General features: G+C 39.3%; 20 protein-coding genes. All 20 read left to right on the top strand.

Translation table 11 applies throughout. The features are described 5' to 3' along the window. The first annotated feature begins 12 nt into the window (after positions 1 to 12). On the top strand, positions 13 to 918 hold the full coding sequence (locus AB1414_01745) for a retroviral-like aspartic protease family protein (protein MEW6606163.1): 906 nt from the start codon (positions 13 to 15) through the stop codon (positions 916 to 918). Continuing rightward, entirely contained in the window at positions 911 to 1,372 is a 462-nt protein-coding gene (locus AB1414_01750; GenBank protein ID MEW6606164.1) for a HepT-like ribonuclease domain-containing protein, read from the top strand. The genes AB1414_01745 and AB1414_01750 overlap by 8 nt, the downstream gene beginning before the upstream one ends. A gap of 77 nt (positions 1,373 to 1,449) precedes the next feature. Further along, positions 1,450 to 1,764 (top strand): hypothetical protein, encoded by a 315-nt coding sequence (locus AB1414_01755; GenBank protein MEW6606165.1) that lies wholly within the window; start codon positions 1,450 to 1,452, stop codon positions 1,762 to 1,764. Further along, positions 1,761 to 2,036 (top strand): DUF5647 family protein, encoded by a 276-nt coding sequence (locus AB1414_01760; GenBank protein MEW6606166.1) that lies wholly within the window; start codon positions 1,761 to 1,763, stop codon positions 2,034 to 2,036. Before AB1414_01755 ends, AB1414_01760 begins: the two co-directional genes overlap by 4 nt. 400 nt (positions 2,037 to 2,436) lie before the next feature. Then, entirely contained in the window at positions 2,437 to 3,426 is a 990-nt protein-coding gene (locus AB1414_01765) for a hypothetical protein (protein ID MEW6606167.1), read from the top strand. Then, positions 3,423 to 3,839, top strand: coding sequence for a type II toxin-antitoxin system VapC family toxin (locus tag AB1414_01770; GenBank protein ID MEW6606168.1), 417 nt, complete (start codon positions 3,423 to 3,425; stop codon positions 3,837 to 3,839). The genes AB1414_01765 and AB1414_01770 overlap by 4 nt, the downstream gene beginning before the upstream one ends. Before the next feature lie 323 nt (positions 3,840 to 4,162). Next, the gene (locus tag AB1414_01775; GenBank protein MEW6606169.1) at positions 4,163 to 4,459 is read left to right on the top strand and encodes a nucleotidyltransferase domain-containing protein; all 297 of its coding nucleotides are present in this window, start codon (positions 4,163 to 4,165) and stop codon (positions 4,457 to 4,459) included. Positions 4,460 to 4,570: 111 nt separating this feature from the next. Further along, positions 4,571 to 6,469: an NADH-quinone oxidoreductase subunit L gene (gene nuoL / locus AB1414_01780; GenBank protein ID MEW6606170.1), complete on the top strand. Its 1,899-nt coding sequence runs from the start codon at positions 4,571 to 4,573 to the stop codon at positions 6,467 to 6,469. A gap of 6 nt (positions 6,470 to 6,475) precedes the next feature. Continuing rightward, the gene (locus AB1414_01785; protein MEW6606171.1) at positions 6,476 to 7,765 is read left to right on the top strand and encodes a dihydroorotase; all 1,290 of its coding nucleotides are present in this window, start codon (positions 6,476 to 6,478) and stop codon (positions 7,763 to 7,765) included. A 190-nt stretch (positions 7,766 to 7,955) separates the two neighbouring features. Continuing rightward, on the top strand, positions 7,956 to 8,162 hold the full coding sequence (locus AB1414_01790; GenBank protein ID MEW6606172.1) for a type II toxin-antitoxin system HicB family antitoxin: 207 nt from the start codon (positions 7,956 to 7,958) through the stop codon (positions 8,160 to 8,162). Further along, positions 8,159 to 8,380 (top strand): type II toxin-antitoxin system HicA family toxin, encoded by a 222-nt coding sequence (locus AB1414_01795; protein MEW6606173.1) that lies wholly within the window; start codon positions 8,159 to 8,161, stop codon positions 8,378 to 8,380. The genes AB1414_01790 and AB1414_01795 overlap by 4 nt, the downstream gene beginning before the upstream one ends. Positions 8,381 to 8,440: 60 nt before the next feature. Continuing rightward, entirely contained in the window at positions 8,441 to 9,907 is a 1,467-nt protein-coding gene (locus AB1414_01800) for an NADH-quinone oxidoreductase subunit M (protein ID MEW6606174.1), read from the top strand. A gap of 5 nt (positions 9,908 to 9,912) precedes the next feature. Continuing rightward, positions 9,913 to 10,128, top strand: a complete 216-nt coding sequence (locus AB1414_01805; GenBank protein MEW6606175.1) for a hypothetical protein — start codon at positions 9,913 to 9,915, stop codon at positions 10,126 to 10,128. Continuing rightward, the gene (locus tag AB1414_01810) at positions 10,107 to 10,673 is read left to right on the top strand and encodes a hypothetical protein (protein ID MEW6606176.1); all 567 of its coding nucleotides are present in this window, start codon (positions 10,107 to 10,109) and stop codon (positions 10,671 to 10,673) included. Before AB1414_01805 ends, AB1414_01810 begins: the two co-directional genes overlap by 22 nt. A gap of 588 nt (positions 10,674 to 11,261) precedes the next feature. Further along, entirely contained in the window at positions 11,262 to 11,495 is a 234-nt protein-coding gene (locus AB1414_01815) for a hypothetical protein (GenBank protein ID MEW6606177.1), read from the top strand. Between the two features lie 73 nt (positions 11,496 to 11,568). Beyond that, positions 11,569 to 11,826 (top strand): DUF4160 domain-containing protein, encoded by a 258-nt coding sequence (locus AB1414_01820; GenBank protein ID MEW6606178.1) that lies wholly within the window; start codon positions 11,569 to 11,571, stop codon positions 11,824 to 11,826. Between the two features lie 3 nt (positions 11,827 to 11,829). Further along, entirely contained in the window at positions 11,830 to 12,117 is a 288-nt protein-coding gene (locus AB1414_01825; GenBank protein MEW6606179.1) for a DUF2442 domain-containing protein, read from the top strand. Between the two features lie 24 nt (positions 12,118 to 12,141). After that, positions 12,142 to 13,575 (top strand): NADH-quinone oxidoreductase subunit N, encoded by a 1,434-nt coding sequence (locus tag AB1414_01830; GenBank protein MEW6606180.1) that lies wholly within the window; start codon positions 12,142 to 12,144, stop codon positions 13,573 to 13,575. A gap of 229 nt (positions 13,576 to 13,804) precedes the next feature. Next, positions 13,805 to 16,243 (top strand): sodium-translocating pyrophosphatase, encoded by a 2,439-nt coding sequence (locus AB1414_01835; GenBank protein MEW6606181.1) that lies wholly within the window; start codon positions 13,805 to 13,807, stop codon positions 16,241 to 16,243. Positions 16,244 to 16,255: 12 nt separating this feature from the next. Next, the gene (locus AB1414_01840; protein MEW6606182.1) at positions 16,256 to 19,060 is read left to right on the top strand and encodes a PD-(D/E)XK nuclease family protein; all 2,805 of its coding nucleotides are present in this window, start codon (positions 16,256 to 16,258) and stop codon (positions 19,058 to 19,060) included. The last annotated feature ends 297 nt before the right edge of the window (positions 19,061 to 19,357 follow it).

Below are 19,357 nucleotides of genomic sequence, written 5' to 3' on the forward strand. Positions count from 1 at the left end.
GAGGTAGGTAAAATGGGAAGAACTGTTGAAAAGGTTGTAGTTAAAAATTTTGCGGATGTGGTATTGCAGACTAAAGGGATGATTAGAGAAGATGAAATAAGGACTGTTGAAATTGAGGGAATAGTGGATACTGGTGCCGCATATTTATGTCTGCCGCCAGATATAATTGAAAGATTAGGATTATTATATTCCCATACACGAGAAATATCAACTGCCAATGGACGGGTAAATCGCCGTATCTTTAGGGGAGCAATTATCATTATTCAGGATAGAGACATTGAAATGCAGGTGATGGAAAATGATGCATCTACACCGCCTCTAATTGGGTACTTGGTATTAGAAGATATGGATTTTGTTGTTGATACAAAATCACAGAGAATAATTCCTAATCCCGAACATGAGGGAAAGTGGATTACAGATCTTTATAAAACAAACCTTTTGTGTTTGTTAGAAAGAGGTCTTAAAATGATTACTCAACAAGATAAAGATGCCTTTATTTCAACATTAAAAACATTTTTTAAAGAAAAGGCAGCGGATTATAAAATTGAGCTGGTCTTTTTATACGGTTCATGGGCATCTGGTTATCCCAGGCAAGACTCCGATGTAGATTTAGCCATATTATTCGGACAAGAATTATCCGATGATGAGATATTTAACCTGATTATGGATATTTCATATCAGCTCTCTTTAAAGATTAAAAAAGAGGTAAATATACTTCCAATATATAGGGATTTTAGGAAACCGATGCTTTATTATAACGCCATTATTCTAAGTAACCCAATATACATTAACGATTTTCAAGAATATGTTAAGTTAAAGAATGAAGCTATATTTCAGATGGAAGATTTTAGTATATTTGGGATAAAATGGCAGATAGAAATGGCGCGGAAAAATTTGGAGGCACTAAAGTATGGCTAAGTTTGAGTATGCCAAAGGAAGAATTATCGAATTCCTCCAATTTATCTCTTACGAGATGAAGGAATTTGATACAAGATATGCCGATAAGACATGGGAGGAATATGAGAAAGATAGAGAACTTCAGAAGATTATGGAAAGGACGGTTGAAAATATCCTTACTGCACTTATTGAAATAAGTGGGAGTATTCTTACACAAGAAGATATAGTAGTTGAAAATTACGCTGATGCGTTAAAAAAATGTGCTAATTTATTTAACCTTACCGCCGAAGAACAACAAGATATAGAAAAATTAGCTAATATAAGAAATCGATTAGCACATAGGTATCTTAATCTTAAATGGCAGGTCATAAATATGTATAAAACTAATTGTAATTTAATTCAGAAATTGTTAACTTGTATATTGAAAAGAGAAGAAAGTAAAGAAGGGGAGATGGAGAGAGAAGGGTTGAAATAATGCTAAAGCTATTTGATAGCCAAAGGCTATAAGCCAATAGCCAATAGAGGTTGTGAACTTGATGGAAGAAACAAGAAATGGGAGAAACAAGTTTTGTAGCATTTTTGACACAGGATGATAGAATTAGACATTACCACTTCAGCGTTAAGGGGAAAATAACAGAGTTCACTGTTCAATATGAGGCTTTTATTCTTGGTAAGTGGCATCCTGTTATTAGATATGATACTGCTCATGGATTTGCACATCTGGATAGAATGTATCCAGATGGATCAATAGAGAAAGTACCTCTTTTCTATTGGGACTATAATGAGGCATTGACCTTTGCCCAGTATGACATTAAGTCAAACTGGCAGTGGTATCGGCAAAGATATGAAAAGGAGATGAAAAGATGAACAAAAAGGAACTATTTGAGAAAAATTTAGTCTTGACCACAGAATTTAGCAGGTATGTTTTAGAACACCCTGAAGTTGCAAATCGTATACCTAAGGATGCAATAATTGTAATTCTACCTGAATATGATCAGAAATTGGCAGAGGAAAATCTTAAAATGGCAAGGCTAAGGAGAGAGAAAAATCAACCAATGATTCTTGTAAGGGTTAAAAGACTTGCTTCAGCAAGAAAGTCTAGATTAGTTAAACCTACAGTAGAATTAGTCTCTGCCTGAAAGAAGATTCGTAACTGTTCGGGGAATAAAGGTGTCAGGAGGGAGATTGGGGTGAGACCTTGATTATAGAATTCACTTATTAATCTTACTGAAATGAGGTAGTTTGGTAAGCCAGAAGAAAAGAAAAAGGACGGTGAAGTGTAGCGTTTGTCTAACAAGGCGTTGCACTCTGACAGCGAGGAGTGAGTCGCGATTCTGAAAATTTTATGGTTTATCAAAGTTTTATTTGCCTATGAAAGGTTAGTGATAATCCTCCCCGCTGCAGGTGAGCTTGATCGTTAGCCCCCAAGAAAAGCAAAACAAGCAGAGAAGTGAGGTCAGCGAAGAAGCGAAATCAGGAAGAAGACGGAGGAAGTCAGTGTGAGGTCTTGAGTGAGTTTTGATAAGGAGGTTTAATTATATGAACGAACATGATCCAATATTGAAGATTCGATTCGACGGCGAGGCGGTTGGACCGGGCAAGATCCCAGTGTCGCACCTTATGAAATTTTTATCCAACCTGAACAAGGCACTTCAGCGCACGGGAAGGGTTTTGTTTGGCGATATGGAGAGCGTTCGCCGGGGGCGGCAGCCGCACAACGTTTCGGAAGAAGTGGCTCTAGAACTGGTTTTGTTGACGCACGGCAGCCCGGCGGCGATACTTGGTTTTGAACATCGACAGGACCAAATGGCGTTGTCTGGCATGGAATTGGGACCGGAGATTATCGAAAAGGCCCTTTCCTGTCTCGGACAAATTCAAAAGCCTGGTGAAGTGATGCCCGAAGGATGCGACGCCGGCGTTTTGCTGGCTTGGCGCGACGTAGGAGTTCTGTTCCGAAAGGGTGTAAGTTCCATACAGTTCACTCTCAACCATCGCGAACCGCCTATGGTCATACCATTTACGCCTCAAGGTTTTGAACGTATTCAAGAGCGAATCAAGGGACCGCTAACCAACATACGGATCATCGAAGGGCGACTTCTGATGGCGGACTTCAAGGAGCACGGCACGCGTTGCCGGGTGCATCCATCCGTCGGCGAGCCGGTACTCTGCCTATTTGACGAGGAGCAGAAGGACGAAGTCCTCGAAGACATTCTTCAGTACGTCAGGATCGTGGGGGAGGCAAAGGAAGACCCTGTCACTGGCAAAATTACAAGCATCAAAATTCATGATATTGATCGGTTGGAGGATCGCGAGAATGAAGCCACCGATCTGTTGCCGCAAGGGACGCCGATTTTACGGCATTTCTGGGAGTCGCCAACGCTGGATGAACTGGCCTATTCTCAAAACGTGCAGCCGCTGGTGGATGTTCGGGCGCTGTTCGGTACGTGGCCGGGCGAAGAGAACGATGGATTCGAGGCAGCAATTGACGAATTGCGGCATCAGTCCATAGCGGGAGGTGGCGTTTCATGAGCGACGCGAAGATCATCCTCGATACAAATATTGTCTCCTACCTGATGAAGGGAGGCCCACTGGCCAAAGTGTATGCGCCGCGTGTTCAGGGAGCATTACTTGCCATTTCGTTTATCACCGTTGGCGAAATGTACTACGGTGCGGAAAAAGCACACTGGGGCGAGAAGAAGCGGAAGGAACTGGAAACGACCCTGCGCAATTTCGTTGTGATCCCTTATGACCATGAGATCGCCCCCTGCTATGGCAGGCTTGCGGCAGAGAGAAAGCGAGCCGGAAAACCCATGTCGTTGCATGACGAATGGATCGCCGCCTGCGCCGTCCGACATGGTGTGCCGCTGGTGACGCACAATGCCAACGACTTCAAGGGCGTTTCAGCATTGGATATCATTACGGAACATATGCAAGGGGATTAGGAAGGGGGATGTTGTAACTGGAGTTTCGTGAATTTTTTTATGATTCCTTTTGCCTTTAATCTTTGCGTTCTTTGCGGTTAAAAAAGGATAAGCCACTTAATCTTAAAAAAACTTGAATATCGAGTAAAAGCAAATAAGACTATTTTAACAGAGAGTTTTAAGGTTAAAGAGATAGGAGTCTTTGGTTCTTTAGTGAGTAATCGGTAATCGGTTATCGGTAACCGATTACCGAAGTTCCCTGTGTCTCTGTGGTTAATATTACTTCAGATGGCTAAAGTGTTACCTATATTATACGAAGAGCTATTAATGGGGGGAAACAGCCAATGAGTATGAAAGATGGAATAAAAATTAAAAAGAAACTCACATCAGCGATTGAGTATTTAAAATCAATAGGATGTAAAGAGGTTATCCTTTTTGGTTCCTTATGTGATGGGACATTTGATGATACCTCGGATATTGATATTGCTGTATCTGGTGTCTCACCTCGTTTGTATTTTAAAGCAGTAGCAACTCTACCATCAATAATAAAATGGAAAGTGGACCTGGTTACGATGGAGCATATATCTAAAGAGTTAGAACAAAGAATTCGGAAAGAGGGAAAAATACTTTATGCAACATGAAAAGGTGATAGAGGATATTGGACTTGAGATTAAAAGAATTGAGAAACTTATAAAATCAGTAAAATCCGTGCAATCCGTGTACAAAAAATAAAATGGAGGTTTATTAATAGTATGCTTTCTTATACCTGGTGGGTACCAACCCTACCTTTACTTACAGTACCTATAATTGTATTCTTTACTCGAAAGAATAAGGATTTAAGTTCCTATGTTTCAATAGGGGCTATTTTTAGTTCATTCCTTATTTCTTGTGCGGTGTTTTATTGGGTGATGACCAACGGTAAGGCACAATCTGAACATTTACTCTGGTTTAAAACAGGTCTTACGACTATTGAATTAAGTATCGTAATTGACCAGTTATCTGCCATGATGATGGTGGTGGTGAGTTTTGTCAGCTTGATGATACAGATTTACTCAAGAGGCTATATGCGAGAATCAGATGGCAAACACGACCCGGGATTTTCAAGATACTATGCCTACCTTTCACTTTTCACCTTCTCTATGTTAGGGCTGGTATTAAGTAACAATTTTTTACAAATGTATATCTTCTGGGAGTTAGTCGGTGTCTGTTCTTATTTATTGATTGGCTACTGGTATCATAAACCCTCTGCCGCAGAGGCAGGCAAAAAGGCGTTTATCACCACTCGGGTAGGTGATGTCGGGTTTATGATTGGCATCTTGCTTTTATTTAAATTGACTGGTAGTTTTGGTTTTGAAGAGATTGGCGAGATAATTAAAGCCGGCAATTTACCTGCCTTACCGGGACTTACCCCGGAGCAAACCTTGACTATAATTGCGTTGTTAGTTTTCTGCGGTGCGGTAGGCAAATCTGCCCAGTTTCCTTTGCATGTTTGGTTACCGGATGCTATGGAAGGTCCAACCCCGGTTTCTGCCTTAATCCATGCCGCCACAATGGTTGCCGCAGGCGTCTATTTAGTCGGCAGGTTATTTGGGATGTTTTTTGGCTCTCCAGATGCCCTTCTGGTTGTGGCTTACATTGGTGGTTTTACCGCTATTTTTGCCGCGACTATTGCCCTGACCCAAAACGATATTAAACGCATCATCGCCTACTCAACACTAAGCCAATTAGGCTATATGATGCTGGCACTGGGGGTTTGTGGCTATACCGCCGGGTTATTTCACCTGATGACCCATGCCTTTTTCAAGGCACTTTTGTTTCTATGTGCCGGCAGTGTTATCCATGCTATCCATACTAATGATATTTGGTCTGCGGGTGGTTTATTTAAACCAATGAAAATTACCGCCACTACTTTTGTGATTGCCGCACTTTCTCTGGCAGGTATTCCACCTTTATCTGGATTCTGGAGCAAGGATGAAATACTTATTAGCGTCTTTAATTCCGGTAATATGGTTTTATTTTCCTTTGCCATTATCACTGTATTTTTAACGGCATTCTATATCTTCAGGCTTTTCTTTGTTGTCTTTATGGGTAAAATGCATGAAGCCCCACACACTCATCACGAACATCATATCCATGAATCACCGGCAGTGATGACTATACCGCTGATACTTTTAGCCATACTTTCTATTGTGGCAGGACTTGTTGGTTCACCCTTGTGTGGTAATTGGATTGGCAAATTCATTCATTTTGAAGGATTGCATACCAGTCATTCAGGCACTGAAAATATAATGTATCTGGGATTATTTATGGCCTGTCTGGGGATATTTGTGGCATGGGTAGTTTATGGAGCCAAATGGGTCTCATGTGAAAAAATAGCAAAGGCATTTTATCCATTCTATCAACTATCATTTCATAAATACTGGGTAGATGAACTCTATGAGATTATATTTGTTAAGCCGTTACATCGATTTACAAAGTGGACGCTAATTTTTGACTTACGGGTAATCGATGGTTTAGTCAATGGTGTTGCCTGGTTTTCACGAGGTCTGGGAATGATATTGAGAATCTTGCAGACAGGCCTGGCACAATCTTATATGCTGGTTATTATTCTTGGAATTGTATGCTTTTTGGTGTTTAAGTTATTTGGATAAAGATGTATGAAACTTTTAATAAAAAATGGACTTATTTTACAACCCGGGGGTAGAGGTGTAACTGATGAACTTGATATTTTAATCGAAGACTATAAGGTTAAAAAAATTGATAGAGATATTGTAAATGAAGACGCCTTAATTATAGATGCAAAAAATAAATTAGTTGTCCCTGGTCTTATTGATGTCCATGTTCATTTTAGAGAGCCAGGACAGGAATACAAAGAAAATATTTATACGGGTTCGTGTGCGGCGGTCAGCGGCGGATTTACTACAGTTATCGCCGAACCTAATACTAACCCCCCAATTGACACGGCTTCACGACTTAAAAATGTTTTAGAAATTGCGCGTGAACAAAGCCTGGTTCATTTCTTTTCAAAGGCTTGTATATCAAAAAGAATAGACGGGAAGAGGTTGGTAAATGTTCCCCAATTAAAACAAGCGGGGGCTAAAGCACTTTCGGATGATGGTCAACCTGTTGCAAGTAATAAATTAATGAGAAACGCCCTTATTAAGGGTAAAGAATATGATATCCTGATTACCCCCCACTGTGAAGAATCGGAATTATATCGTCAAAGAATGATAGAGAAATTAGGAAGACAGTTTGCATTACTTGAACCATATACCGCCGAGGATAGATTTATTGAGCGTGATATTAAATTAGCGGAGGAGACAGACGCAAATATTCATATTTCACATGTTAGTCTTGCTTCATCGGTAAAAAAAATTGCACAAGCCAAAAAACGAGGGGTAAAAATTACGGCAGAAGCAACACCGCATCACTTTATTCTGTCAAAAGAGAATGAAAAGGAGATAGGGACTAATGCAAAAGTAAATCCTCCACTAAGAGCTAAAGAGGATGTAGAAGCAATAAAAGAGGGTTTGTCAAACGGCATAATTGATATTATTGCCAGTGACCATGCTCCTCATACACCGGCAGAAAAAACTGTTCCGTGGGAGCAAGCACCTTTTGGAATTATTGGTTTAGAAACGACTTTAGGTTTAGTCCTTACTTATTTAGTTAAGCCAGGTATTTTAACGCTCAAACAAGCAATTGAAAAAATGACTATCTTGCCCGCTAAAATTTTTGGACTTGCAGAGGCTGGATTTGGAACTCTTACACCAAATATATCTACAGATATAACCATAATAGACTTAGAGAAAAAATGGAAGGTAGATGTTGATAAATTTTATTCAAAGGGAAGAAACTGCCCCTTTAACGGTTGGGAACTTCAAGGGAAAGCAACCACAGTCATAGTTAAAGGTCAAGTTATGATGAAAGATGGAGATATTTTATAACGGTTCAACCACTGATTAATACGGATTAGCGTTGGACAACTATATATCTGTTGTATACTGGAAATTTGAACCGAAAATGATTGGAATATGTTTGGCGTTTATTGCAGGCGCAGTTTTGTTAGCAAAAGTTTTAGTGAAAAATGGACACTGGAATCGTTAGCTGAGACGATAGCGTTAGGGAGGAGTAAAAATGAGAGAAGTGATTATTTATCCTGGTGAAGATGGTTATTGGGTAGTTGAATGTCCGAGTTTACCTGGTTGTATCAGTCAAGGAAGAACAAGAGAAGAAGCCATAATCAATATTAAAGAAGCAGTTAAGGGATATATTGCCGCCTTTGAAGAAGACGGATTGCTTGTTCCTGAGGAACGGTTTGAAACAATGGTGGTGGCAGTGTGAGCAAGTTACCGAGGATTTCTGGACGCGAGTGTGTCAAAGCACTTGGCAAAATTGGATTTTACATGAAACGGCAGGAAGGAAGCCATATGATTTTGCGTCGGGATAATCCTTTCGCTCAGATAGTCGTTCCTGACCACAAAGAATTAGATCGAGGAACATTACGAGCAATTATCAGACAAACCGCTTTTAGTCTACCTGAGTTTGTAGACTTACTGTAATGTCACTGGTTCACTTATTTTATGCTGGGAATGAATCTTTGAATTAAGGAGACAAGATTTATGAATATTCCTATTTTATCATTAATTATTTTTATCCCATTAATCGGTGGAATTCTGGTACTATTTTTTCCAAAGGATATGGATAAACAAATTAAGATAACTGCGACGACCATAGCCGCTATCCCGGTTATTTTGACTGGCTGGGTATGGTGGCTGTTTGACCAGAGGACAGCCGGGGTCCAATTCATGGAAAAGGTAGATTGGATTCCGTCATTTGGCATTAGCTATCTTGTCGGTTTAGACGGATTAGGGCTACCTATGGTCATTATCACCAGTCTGCTTTCTCTTTTATCCTTAACTATTTCCTGGAATGTTAATGTCCGTGTAAAGGAATATTTTGCCTTATTTTTAATCTTAGAGGCAGGGATGTTAGGGGTATTTATGGCATTAGACCTGTTTGTGTTTTATATCTTTTGGGAGTTGGTGTTAGTGCCAATGTATTTTATCATTGGTATTTGGGGAGGACCAAGAAAGGAATATGCGGCGATTAAATTCATTCTTTACACCCTCATTGGCAGTCTTTTTATGCTGTTAGGCTTTCTGGGGATATATTTTAGCGTCCAGCCGCATACATTCAATATATTGGAATTATCCCAGAAACCGCAAATCTTCCAATCTACATTTGTCGCCAACATAGTTTTTTTAGCCCTTTATGTGGGGTTTGCGGTAAAGATTCCGGTGTGGCCATTCCATACCTGGTTACCAGATGCTCATGTAGAGGCACCAACCGCAGGCAGTGTAATTTTAGCTGGCGTCTTGTTAAAAATGGGAGCTTATGGTTTTTTGCGGGTTAGTCTGCCTATTTTACCCGAATGTGCCAAATATTTCGCCTATTTCCTGGCAATCCTCGGGTTGATAAATATCATTTATGGAGCCTTTGTGGCTATGGCACAAACAGACCTGAAAAAGATGATTGCCTATTCGAGTATAAGTCATATGGGCTATGTTTTATTAGGGATGGCGTCGCTAACTCCAACCGGACTTAATGGTGCCTTGATGCAATGCTTTACCCATGGAATTGTTACCGGTTCTTTATTTATGTTGGTTGGGGTGATTTACGACCGTGCACATCTGCGAGACATCAATGCCTTTGGCGGCATAGCCAGGGTAGTGCCTGCGTATGCCTCCATTATGGGTATTGCCGTTATGGCTTCATTAGGATTACCAGGTTTAGCCGGATTTATCGGTGAATTATTATGTTTCTTAGGGGCATTCCCGGTATTTTCTATCATTACCGCGGCGGCGGTATTTGGTGTCTTAATCACGGCTATTTATCTTCTCTGGATGTATCGTCAGATATTCTTTGGCGACCTGAATGAAAAATATGCCAAACTGGTAGATTTAGATATTCGTGAATGGATTTCATTGACCCCATTGATGTTTTTAATCATCTTAGTCGGTCTATATCCAAAGGTAATTTTAGATGTAATGAATGCCACGATATTGCAATTAGCGGGGAAGTTTTAATAATTATGAATATAAAAAAACATCCAAATCACAAGATATATCTTCAGGTACTTCGTCAGATGTCACCTGAAGCAAGGTTGCTTAAGGCATTTGAGTTGTCAAAATTTGCTAAACAACTCTTTATTCATGGATTGCATAAAAGATTTCCCAATCTGGGTGATGAAGAATTCAAAAAAATACTTCTGGAGCGTCTGGATAAATGTCACAACAAGAATTATTAAAGAAAATTATCCGTATAATTAACCAGGAGGGAATTCCGTATATGCTCACAGGCTCTATCGTTTCAAGTCTACAGGGTGAACCCAGATCTACTCATGATATTGATATGATTATTGCTATTCAAAAATCAAAAGTTCATAACTTGATTAAAATCTTTTCTTTACCTGATTTTTATTTAGATGAAGAAAGTTTCCTTGATGCAATTGATAAACAAAGTATGGTTAATCTAATTGATTTAAAAGGGGGAGATAAAGTTGATTTTTGGATATTGACGGATGAACCTTTTGATCAATTACGGTTTTCTCGCAAAATTAGTGAAAAAATTATGGGGATAGAAATTCAGGTTTCAAGCCCAGAGGATACAATCTTAGCCAAATTGAGATGGGCGAAGTTATCCGGTGGAAGTGAAAAACAATTTACTGATGCTTTGCGGGTATATGAAGTTCAATATAGCAAATTAGATTTAGACTATTTGGAACATTGGATAAAGATATTAGGTGTTGAATCATTATGGAAACGCTTAATAAGTGAAGCAGAAATTATATAGTTGACGCACAACCATCAACATTTTTGTTATCAACAAGAGTTTGAAGACTGTAGTTTTAGATTTTTGATGGTAACCGTTCAGGTCAAGTTTTTTCTTTGGCAGGATAGACATGATAGACCGGATGTTAAGAATAGATTATCTGGTTTTTTCTCCTTTGTGCCCTTTGCGATTTATCCTTTTTTAACCGCAAAGAACTCAAAGATTAAAGACAAAAGGAATCATAAAAAATTCACGAAACTTCAGGTAACTATTCAGCCACTGATTAACACGGATTAGCACGGATAAATACAGAGAGCAGAAGGTAGAGGGCAGAGGGGTTGTCCACCGCTGGCGGGGGTTAGGGGGTGGAAATTTCCTCCACTGGCAGAGAATCAAGCAGGATAGAAGATAAAAGTCAGAAGGAGAAAAAACCTTCAGCCTTCAGCCTAATTACGGACACGGAAAACGGACACGGATTATGAATTTTCAGTGTTTCATCCGTGTCCATCTGTGGCTGAATAGTTACCAATATTTAAAGGTAATCTTGTAGTTGTAGTAAAAGATTGTAAACCATGATTTATTATTACCGTGAACAGGGGGTAATTATTGATGGAATGTCCAAATGGTTGTTTATCTCCGATGGAGGTGAGAAAAAGTGAAAAACTTTTTCATCGCTACGGCAAACCAATCATTATTTCGGATTTGATTATTTATGTATGTCCAAATTGTGGGCAGGAATCAATACCATTGTCATCAGCAAGAAAGATAGAAGGTATTTTAAAAGGAATAGTTAAGTCATCGGGTAAATTCACGGCTGATTTATACGAAATGAGTGCAGTGTAGCAATTCATCCTGCATCCAAAAAATTGTTGGTTTATATCATCAAGCAAAAAACACTAAATAGGAGATAATATCATTGCCAATAATAAGCACATTTTTGGGAATTATAATCACAATGTATTGGGATGACCATTTACCACCTCATTTCCATGCAAAATATGGGGAATATGAAATTACTATTAATATTTTTAACGGTGTTATCGAAGGAAAATTTCCCAAAAGAGCACTTCATCATGTTTTGGAGTGGTATGAATCACATAAGAATGAATTACTTGAAGATTGGGAACTTTGCAGAAAAAAAGAACAACCCAAATCTATAGAACCACTGGAGTAAAAAATGATTTTACATGTTAATAAAGCAAAATATCTTGGAGACTATAAGTTAGAAGTAACATTTAATGATGGCCGTAGTGGGATAGCTGATTTATCTGATGCCTTAACAGGTCCAATTTTTGAAAATTTGAAAGATATATCAATGTTTTCACAACTGGTTGTTGATGAAACATTAGAAACAGTTATATGGCCTAATGGCGCAGATTTAGCCCCTGAATTTATATATTTTAAAGCGTTTAGAGATGACTTAGAACTTCAGGATAGATTTAAACAATGGGGCTATATCGCCTAACCAAACATATTCGGAGGGAAAATAATGATAGACTGGAGTAAATTTGATTGGTCTTTATTAGGACCAGAAATAACTTTATTTGCAACGGCTATATCTATACTTGTTATTGACCTGTTTTTGCCAAAAGGTAAGGATAGAACTATCCTGGGTTGGTTAGGAGTAATTGGCTTGATAATTGGTTTTATCACTACCTTAACCTTAAAATCAGGTGAGATTTTTGGTGGAATGTTTGTCATTGATAAGTTAGCCATCTTTTCTAAACAACTATTGCTGGCGATAACTGGGTTAGTGATATTATCTTCATTAGCCTATGTTAAAAAACTTCCATCTAACCAGGGTGAATACTATTACCTATTAGTTTTGGCTACGATGGGGATGTTATTTATGACCTCTTGTGCAGAGTTTATTAGCATCTTTATCTCATTAGAACTTGCCAGTTTATCTTGCATCATCCTCACTGGTTATTTAAAGAAAGACCCCAAATCTTGTGAGGCGGGGGTAAAATATCTTTTATTTGGGGTATTATCTTCGGCTATTCTACTTTATGGCATAAGTTTCCTCTACGGATTAACCGGGTCAACATTCCTTAAAGACATATCCCCGGATAGTCTGAGTCCAATAGTCCTTTTAAGCATAGTTTTATTAATGGCTGGGTTTGGGTTTAAGATTGCCACGGCACCATTCCATATGTGGGTTCCTGATACCTACGAGGGAGCACCTACACCGATTACCACCTATCTTGCCACGGCATCGAAGTTAGCGGGATTTGTAGTCATTCTGCGGGTCTTTTTAGTCTGTTTTGTGGATATAAAGGTGGATTGGTTACCCTTGATGGCGGTTTTATCAGTGCTTTCTATGGGGCTTGGCAATCTATGTGCCTTACCTCAAACAAATATCAAACGAATGCTGGCTTATTCCAGTATCGCCCATGCGGGATATATTCTGATTGGATTAGCGGTTACCACAGAACTGGGGATAGGTTCAATTATACTTTACCTTTTAGTTTATTCATTAGCCTCACTTGGTGCCTTTTTAGTCGTCATTGCCTTTTCTAATCAAACAGGAACAGATGAGATTTCGGATTACGCCGGGCTATGGAAAAGAGCACCTCTTTTAGCCTTAGCGATGTTACTTAGTTTAGTTTCAATGGCTGGTATTCCACCATTAGCCGGCTTTATTGGTAAGTTTTATCTATTTGCCGGGGCAATAAAACAAGGCTTGATTTGGCTCCCGGTAATGGGAGTGCTTTTTAGTGTTGTTTCTGTTTATTACTATTTTACCGTGGTTAAGGTAATGTATCTCAAACCACCTGTAGATACTACCCCAATTGCTATCTCTAAATCATTAGGAATAGGTATTTTCATTGCGGTTATCAGTATCATTGTCATTGGTATCTATCCTGCCCCTTTCCTCAATTGTGCCATTTTTGCCATCAAATCATTCTTTGTGGGTAACTGATGAAGTCTAACCTAATTCGAGCCGACAAAATTTTCTTGACATAGTTATCAATATAAGTTATACTATATAAAAACATAAAATTTTAGTAATTATCTACCCAGAGTGAAATGAGAGAGTAAGTTCAAGGGACAAGGAGATTATTTCCTGCCTTGTTCTTTGAATCTAACAACTATTGTCCGTTATTTCACTTCAGAGGGCTAAATAGTTACAAATTTCAGGAGGATGTTTAATGATGAGTAAAGTTAAATGTAGTTTATTGTTTTGTCTGACTATGAGTGTTCAGTTTCTTTTGATGGTTCCAATGGCGTTTGCAGGCGAGGCAGACATTAAGTTGCCTGACCTGTCTGGGGTTGCATTCAATGTTTTAGGCAGTTGTATTGCTGGTATAACGCTCCTTAACTGTGGTCTTGTGATTTGTGCCATAGGTGCGCTTTTTGGTCTCATTCAGTATTTCCAGACCAAAAACCTACCTGCTCACAAAGCAATGCTTAGCGTATCCAATACAATCTGGGAAACATGCAAGACCTACCTGACCCAGCAAGGTAAATTCTTAGTTGCTCTCTGGCTACTGATTGCGTTATGTATTATCTATTATTTCTCGGCATTGCAGGGGGCTTCAATAAATAATGTAGCCATTATCCTTTTCTGCTCCATTGTAGGCATTCTGGGTTCTTATAGTGTTGCCTGGTTTGGGATTAGAATTAATACCGTGGCAAATTCAAGGGCGGCTTTTGCCTCACTTCGAGCTAATCCTATGGATATTGTCAGTATCTGTTTGCGCTCGGGTATGAGCGTTGGACTTTTGTTGGTTAGTGTAGAATTGTTTTTTATGATTCTCATTTTGGCATATATTCCAAAAGAATTGGCAGGACCCTGTTTTATCGGATTTGCCATTGGGGAATCCCTTGGTGCCAGTGCCTTGAGGATATGCGGGGGTATCTTCACCAAGATTGCTGATATTGGTTCCGATTTAATGAAAATAGTCTTTCATCTTCCCGAAGATGACCCCAAAAACCCGGGGGTTATTGCCGATTGTACTGGTGACAACGCAGGGGACAGCGTTGGTCCCACAGCAGATGGTTTTGAGACTTATGGTGTAACTGGTGTGGCTTTGATTGCCTTTTTAGCCCTGGCATTGTTCACTAATCAAGAAATGGGCGGCAAATTAATCGTCTGGATTTTTGCCATGCGTATCTTGATGATACTTACCTCACTTGGTTCTTATTTTGCTAATGCAGGTATCAGTTCTGCCTTTTTTAAGAAGAAAAAAGAGTTCGATTTCGAACATCCTTTGACAAACTTAGTCTGGATAACCTCAACGCTCTCCATTCTGGTAACCTTTGGGGCAAGTTACCTTCTACTTGGCGATTTGACTGGTGAATACAGCATGCTCTGGTGGGCATTATCCATCATCATCAGCTGTGGAACCATCGCTGGTGCGTTGATTCCTGAATTTACCAAGATATTCACCAGCGTAAAATCCAGACACTGCGAAGAGGTGGTGAACTCCTCGCGACAGGGAGGACCATCCCTGAATATTCTTTCCGGATTTGTGGCAGGAAATTTCTCGGCATTCTGGGAAGGTCTAACTATCCTGGTGTTGATGTTAATTGCCTATTTTGCATCAAAGAACCCAGCCATTATAGCCGTGATGCCCCCGGAATTTGTCTTTGCCGCTCCTGTATTTGCCTTTGGTCTGGTAGCCTTTGGTTTCTTAGGCATGGGGCCGGTCACCATTGCCGTGGATAGTTTTGGGCCTGTATCGGATAATGCTCAATCAATCTATGAACTTTCAATGGTTGAATCTATCCCTGATGTGGCAAAAGAAATTAAGAATGATTTTGGGTTCGAGCCGGATTTTGAACATTCCAAACACTATCTTGAATCGGCTGATGGGGCAGGAAATACCTTTAAAGCCACAGCTAAACCAGTGCTTATTGGCACAGCTGTTGTTGGTGCAACCACTATGGTTTTTGGTATCATTATTTTGATGGAGCGGCTTTTTGGAAATGTGATTGCCAACCTGAGCCTGGTTCAACCGGAAATCATCCTTGGTCTTCTCATGGGTGGTTGTGTGATTTACTGGTTCACTGGCTCCTCAACCCAGGCTGTAGTAACCGGTGCCTACCGGGCGGTTGTCTATATTAAAGATACTATTAATCTGGAACAAAAAGAGGCTTCAATCAAGGATAGTAAAGAGGTTGTTAAGATATGTACCATTTATGCCCAAAAAGGTATGATTAACATCTTCATCGTCATCTTCTTTATGGCACTGGCACTTTCTTTCTTCAACCCCTACTTCTTTATCGGCTATTTGATTGGTATTGCCTTTTTTGGGCTGTTCCAGGCAATCTTTATGGCTAATGCGGGTGGTTGTTGGGATAATGCCAAAAAGATTGTCGAAGTCGGTCTAAAAGAAAAAAATACACCTCTTCATGAGGCAACCGTTGTCGGTGATACTGTGGGTGACCCGTTTAAAGATACCTCCTCGGTTTCAATGAACCCGGTGATTAAATTCACAACCTTATTTGGCCTCTTAGCCACGGAAATTGCCGTAACAATGACCAATCAAGGATTGAAAATAGGTCTTGCGGTAGTATTCTTTATGATTGCTTTGACCTTCGTTTATCGTTCCTTCTATAAAATGAGAATTTTAGGCGTGAAATAATGGATTAGTGAAATGGGGAAGATAATCGAGATTCCATTTACAGAGAATCTTATTAAATTTATCGGCGAACAGATACTTGAAAAACAAAGGTATGATTATTCATCAACCGGTGTTGTATTTGCCCATCGCCGTCCAATTCTGTATCTTCGCCAGATGATGACGAAACAACTAAATCAACCATTCTTTCCACCAAAGATGTTCTCAATGGACGATTTTATTTTCTCTCTAACCTCACAAATCCTGCCTGATTTTACCCTCGTAAACAGACTGGATAGCATCTATCTGCTTTTTCAGGGAGTTACAAAACTCAACAAGAGCCCCTGGGATAAACCGGGTTTTTCATTTGCTCAATTTTTACCATGGGGAATAAAGATTGAACGGGTAATCGAAGAAATTGACATTGAAATGGTTAAAGATGAAAACCTCAAGGGTATCCAGATAGAAGAACTATGGGAACCAAATGTTGTCCGCAATGCTGGTCTTTTAATGGGGCATCTTGCAGATATTCGCAAAATTTATCATACCCTTCTTGATGAGCAAGGTCTGATAACTCGTGGTAGAAATTATGCACTGGCGGCGGAGAATATCGAAGAATTATCTCGTCCATTCAAAACCATCTATTTTGCGGGACTTTTTGCGATGAGTCAGGCAGAGAAAACGATTATTCGCTATCTCCTCAAACAACCAGCCGTTACTTTTATCCGTCAGAACGATGGAATCCGATGGACACCATTTGAAGAAATGAATGAATGGGTAGAAGAGATAGAGTATGGAACACAAAACACACAACACAGAGCAGAGATATTTTTACATGAGGCATTTAACACCCACTCTGAGATAGTGGAATTAAGAGATATTATCACAGAAGACCGGTCTGAGTATGAAAAAACAGCCATTGTTTTACCTGACCCTGAACCGCTTATTCCTTTACTCTCTGAGGTAATGACTACCCTTGAGACAGACTATAATATCACTATGGGCTATCCAGCAGCCAGAACACCGATTTATGCCCTTTTAGACCTTTTTATAAAACTTCAGGAAACAAGGCGAGATAACACTTACTATGTTGATGCCTATCTCTCCCTTCTAATGCATCCCTATATTAAAAACATTCAGCACCAACTTAAATCTACCCAGATGCGAATCCTGATTCATTCTATAGAGGAAACACTTCTGAACAAGGGGAAAATGTTTAATAGCCTTGATGAAATTGAGGAGGAGGTTGAAATATTTGAACAGGCACAGCGATTGACTGCAGGAGAGGTTACCACTGCGGATTTCAAAAATACCCTGATTGAGTGCCACGATATCTTTATCAGGAGAATGGATGGAATCAGAACACTTGCCTCTCTGGCAGATTTTTTCGAGGGAATTCTCATCTATCTGGCAAAATTCAGCCCGGCTATTCACTATCCATTTTCTGGAGAGTTTTTCAATAGTTTTTTTCTTTTTCTGGACAAAATCAAAATCTCCATCCTCAAAGACGAAGAATTTAAAGATACTAATAACCTCATCAATCTCTTTCGTTATATTGTTAGAGAAGAGCAAATTGCATTTCAGGGAGAGCCGCTTAAAGGTCTGCAGATTATGGGGTTATTGGAAACACGGGCTTTAAATTTTGACAAAATCTTTTTATTAAATGCCAACGAAGGTATTCTTCCAGCAAGTGAACCTTTTGATTCGCTTTTGCCACTTCCATTAAGGAGTGCCCTGAAAATGCCACTTCACTATCACAATGAAGAAATCTACCGCTATCATTTCCATCATCTCGTTTCATCCAGTCGCCAGATTCATATCTTCTACTTGAAAACTGAAAAACAACTTCGCAGTCGGTTCGTTGAAAAATTAGTCTGGGAAGAAGAAAAAAGAAAGGGACAGATAGGAGTTTTGAAAGCAAGTCAGGTGGCATTAAATGTTTCGTTTCCTCTACGGCATAGGTTTGAGGTGGCTAAAAATCAGGAAATTCTCGATATTTTGTATAAAATAAACCTTTGTGCGACTGACCTGGAATCTTATCTGGACTGCCCGGTTAAATTTTATTTTTCAAAGGTGCTAAGGCTTAAAGAAAAAGAGGAGATACCAGACGAACTCGAGGCTGAGCGGATTGGAAATATTCTTCATCAGATATTGGAACGGCTTTATCGCCCCCTTTGCGGCATAGGAATTCTGGGAGAAAAAGAGTATGTTGAACTTGAGAGAAATCTGTCTGGGGTAGTAGAATCTGTTTTTCTGGAGAATTTTGGCGAGATTCGAGGCGAACAGTATCTTCTTCAAGAGATAACTGTTGCCCGTTTAAAAAAATATATCCAATCAGAAAAGAAACATATTGGCAACTGCAGAATAATCTCTACTGAAGAAAATTTATCCTGTTCTTTTTCGCTGGCTGATGGAATTAGTATTTGCCTGACTGGTCGTGCCGACCGTATCGACCATCTGGGAAAAGAATGGATGATAATTGATTACAAATCAGGGAATATAAAAAGATTTAGACTATTTGATAAGATATTGAAATCCCGTGATGAGATGAAGGAGGAAATAGAGTCTCTTCAACTTCCTTTTTACGCCCTGCTTTATCAAAGGATGCATCATATCCTGCGCAGTGAAATAAATTCTAAACTGGTTTCTCTTCGTCTAAATGAAGAAAAACTCCTTTTTGATGAAAATGTTGACCGTGAGGAGTTTTTAGAGGAGATATTTCTTCCGACATTGAGGAATCTTATCGCGGAAATATTAAGTCCAGATATTCCCTTTGTGGCTGATAGCAAGGAAGAAAGGTGTCGTTTTTGTCCTTTTCCAACCTTCTGCCGCAAGGGATGAAATATGTTTTGACTGGTTATAGTAAGTATTAACCAAAAGTTCACATTAGTATTGTTGATGGTTGATAGTCTATGAAACTATAAACTATCGTAAGAGTTCAGGTAGGATATAAAAAATAAGGAGAAAGGGAGAAGATGGAGAAGTGGAGAAAAGAAGAGTTAACTGATAGGCAGCGATTTTGAAGTGGGTGTTATTCTTACTATATATTCAACAGGATTAAACTGATTTAACAGATTTTATATCTGTTAAATCGTTGTATATTATATACTTATCAACTTAGAAACTACTATCATTCTG

Source organism: bacterium (genome assembly GCA_040755795.1).
Classification (GTDB): Bacteria; UBA9089; CG2-30-40-21; order CG2-30-40-21; family SBAY01; genus JBFLXS01.

Excerpts from the sequence above, each read along its gene's own strand:
- AB1414_01830 (MEW6606180.1), top strand. The coding sequence starts at position 12,142 with ATGATAGACTGGAGTAAATTTGATTGGTCTTTATTAGGACCAGAAATA.
- AB1414_01790 (MEW6606172.1), top strand. The coding sequence starts at position 7,956 with ATGAGAGAAGTGATTATTTATCCTGGTGAAGATGGTTATTGGGTAGTT.
- AB1414_01825 (MEW6606179.1), top strand. The coding sequence starts at position 11,830 with ATGATTTTACATGTTAATAAAGCAAAATATCTTGGAGACTATAAGTTA.
- AB1414_01815 (MEW6606177.1), top strand. The coding sequence starts at position 11,262 with ATGGAATGTCCAAATGGTTGTTTATCTCCGATGGAGGTGAGAAAAAGT.
- AB1414_01765 (MEW6606167.1), top strand. The coding sequence starts at position 2,437 with ATGAACGAACATGATCCAATATTGAAGATTCGATTCGACGGCGAGGCG.
- AB1414_01800 (MEW6606174.1), top strand. The coding sequence starts at position 8,441 with ATGAATATTCCTATTTTATCATTAATTATTTTTATCCCATTAATCGGT.
- AB1414_01775 (MEW6606169.1), top strand. The coding sequence starts at position 4,163 with ATGAGTATGAAAGATGGAATAAAAATTAAAAAGAAACTCACATCAGCG.
- AB1414_01835 (MEW6606181.1), top strand. The coding sequence starts at position 13,805 with ATGATGAGTAAAGTTAAATGTAGTTTATTGTTTTGTCTGACTATGAGT.
- AB1414_01750 (MEW6606164.1), top strand. The coding sequence starts at position 911 with ATGGCTAAGTTTGAGTATGCCAAAGGAAGAATTATCGAATTCCTCCAA.
- AB1414_01785 (MEW6606171.1), top strand. The coding sequence starts at position 6,476 with ATGAAACTTTTAATAAAAAATGGACTTATTTTACAACCCGGGGGTAGA.
- AB1414_01760 (MEW6606166.1), top strand. The coding sequence starts at position 1,761 with ATGAACAAAAAGGAACTATTTGAGAAAAATTTAGTCTTGACCACAGAA.
- AB1414_01810 (MEW6606176.1), top strand. The coding sequence starts at position 10,107 with ATGTCACAACAAGAATTATTAAAGAAAATTATCCGTATAATTAACCAG.
- AB1414_01755 (MEW6606165.1), top strand. The coding sequence starts at position 1,450 with ATGGGAGAAACAAGTTTTGTAGCATTTTTGACACAGGATGATAGAATT.
- AB1414_01805 (MEW6606175.1), top strand. The coding sequence starts at position 9,913 with ATGAATATAAAAAAACATCCAAATCACAAGATATATCTTCAGGTACTT.
- AB1414_01745 (MEW6606163.1), top strand. The coding sequence starts at position 13 with ATGGGAAGAACTGTTGAAAAGGTTGTAGTTAAAAATTTTGCGGATGTG.
- AB1414_01840 (MEW6606182.1), top strand. The coding sequence starts at position 16,256 with ATGGGGAAGATAATCGAGATTCCATTTACAGAGAATCTTATTAAATTT.
- AB1414_01770 (MEW6606168.1), top strand. The coding sequence starts at position 3,423 with ATGAGCGACGCGAAGATCATCCTCGATACAAATATTGTCTCCTACCTG.
- nuoL (MEW6606170.1), top strand. The coding sequence starts at position 4,571 with ATGCTTTCTTATACCTGGTGGGTACCAACCCTACCTTTACTTACAGTA.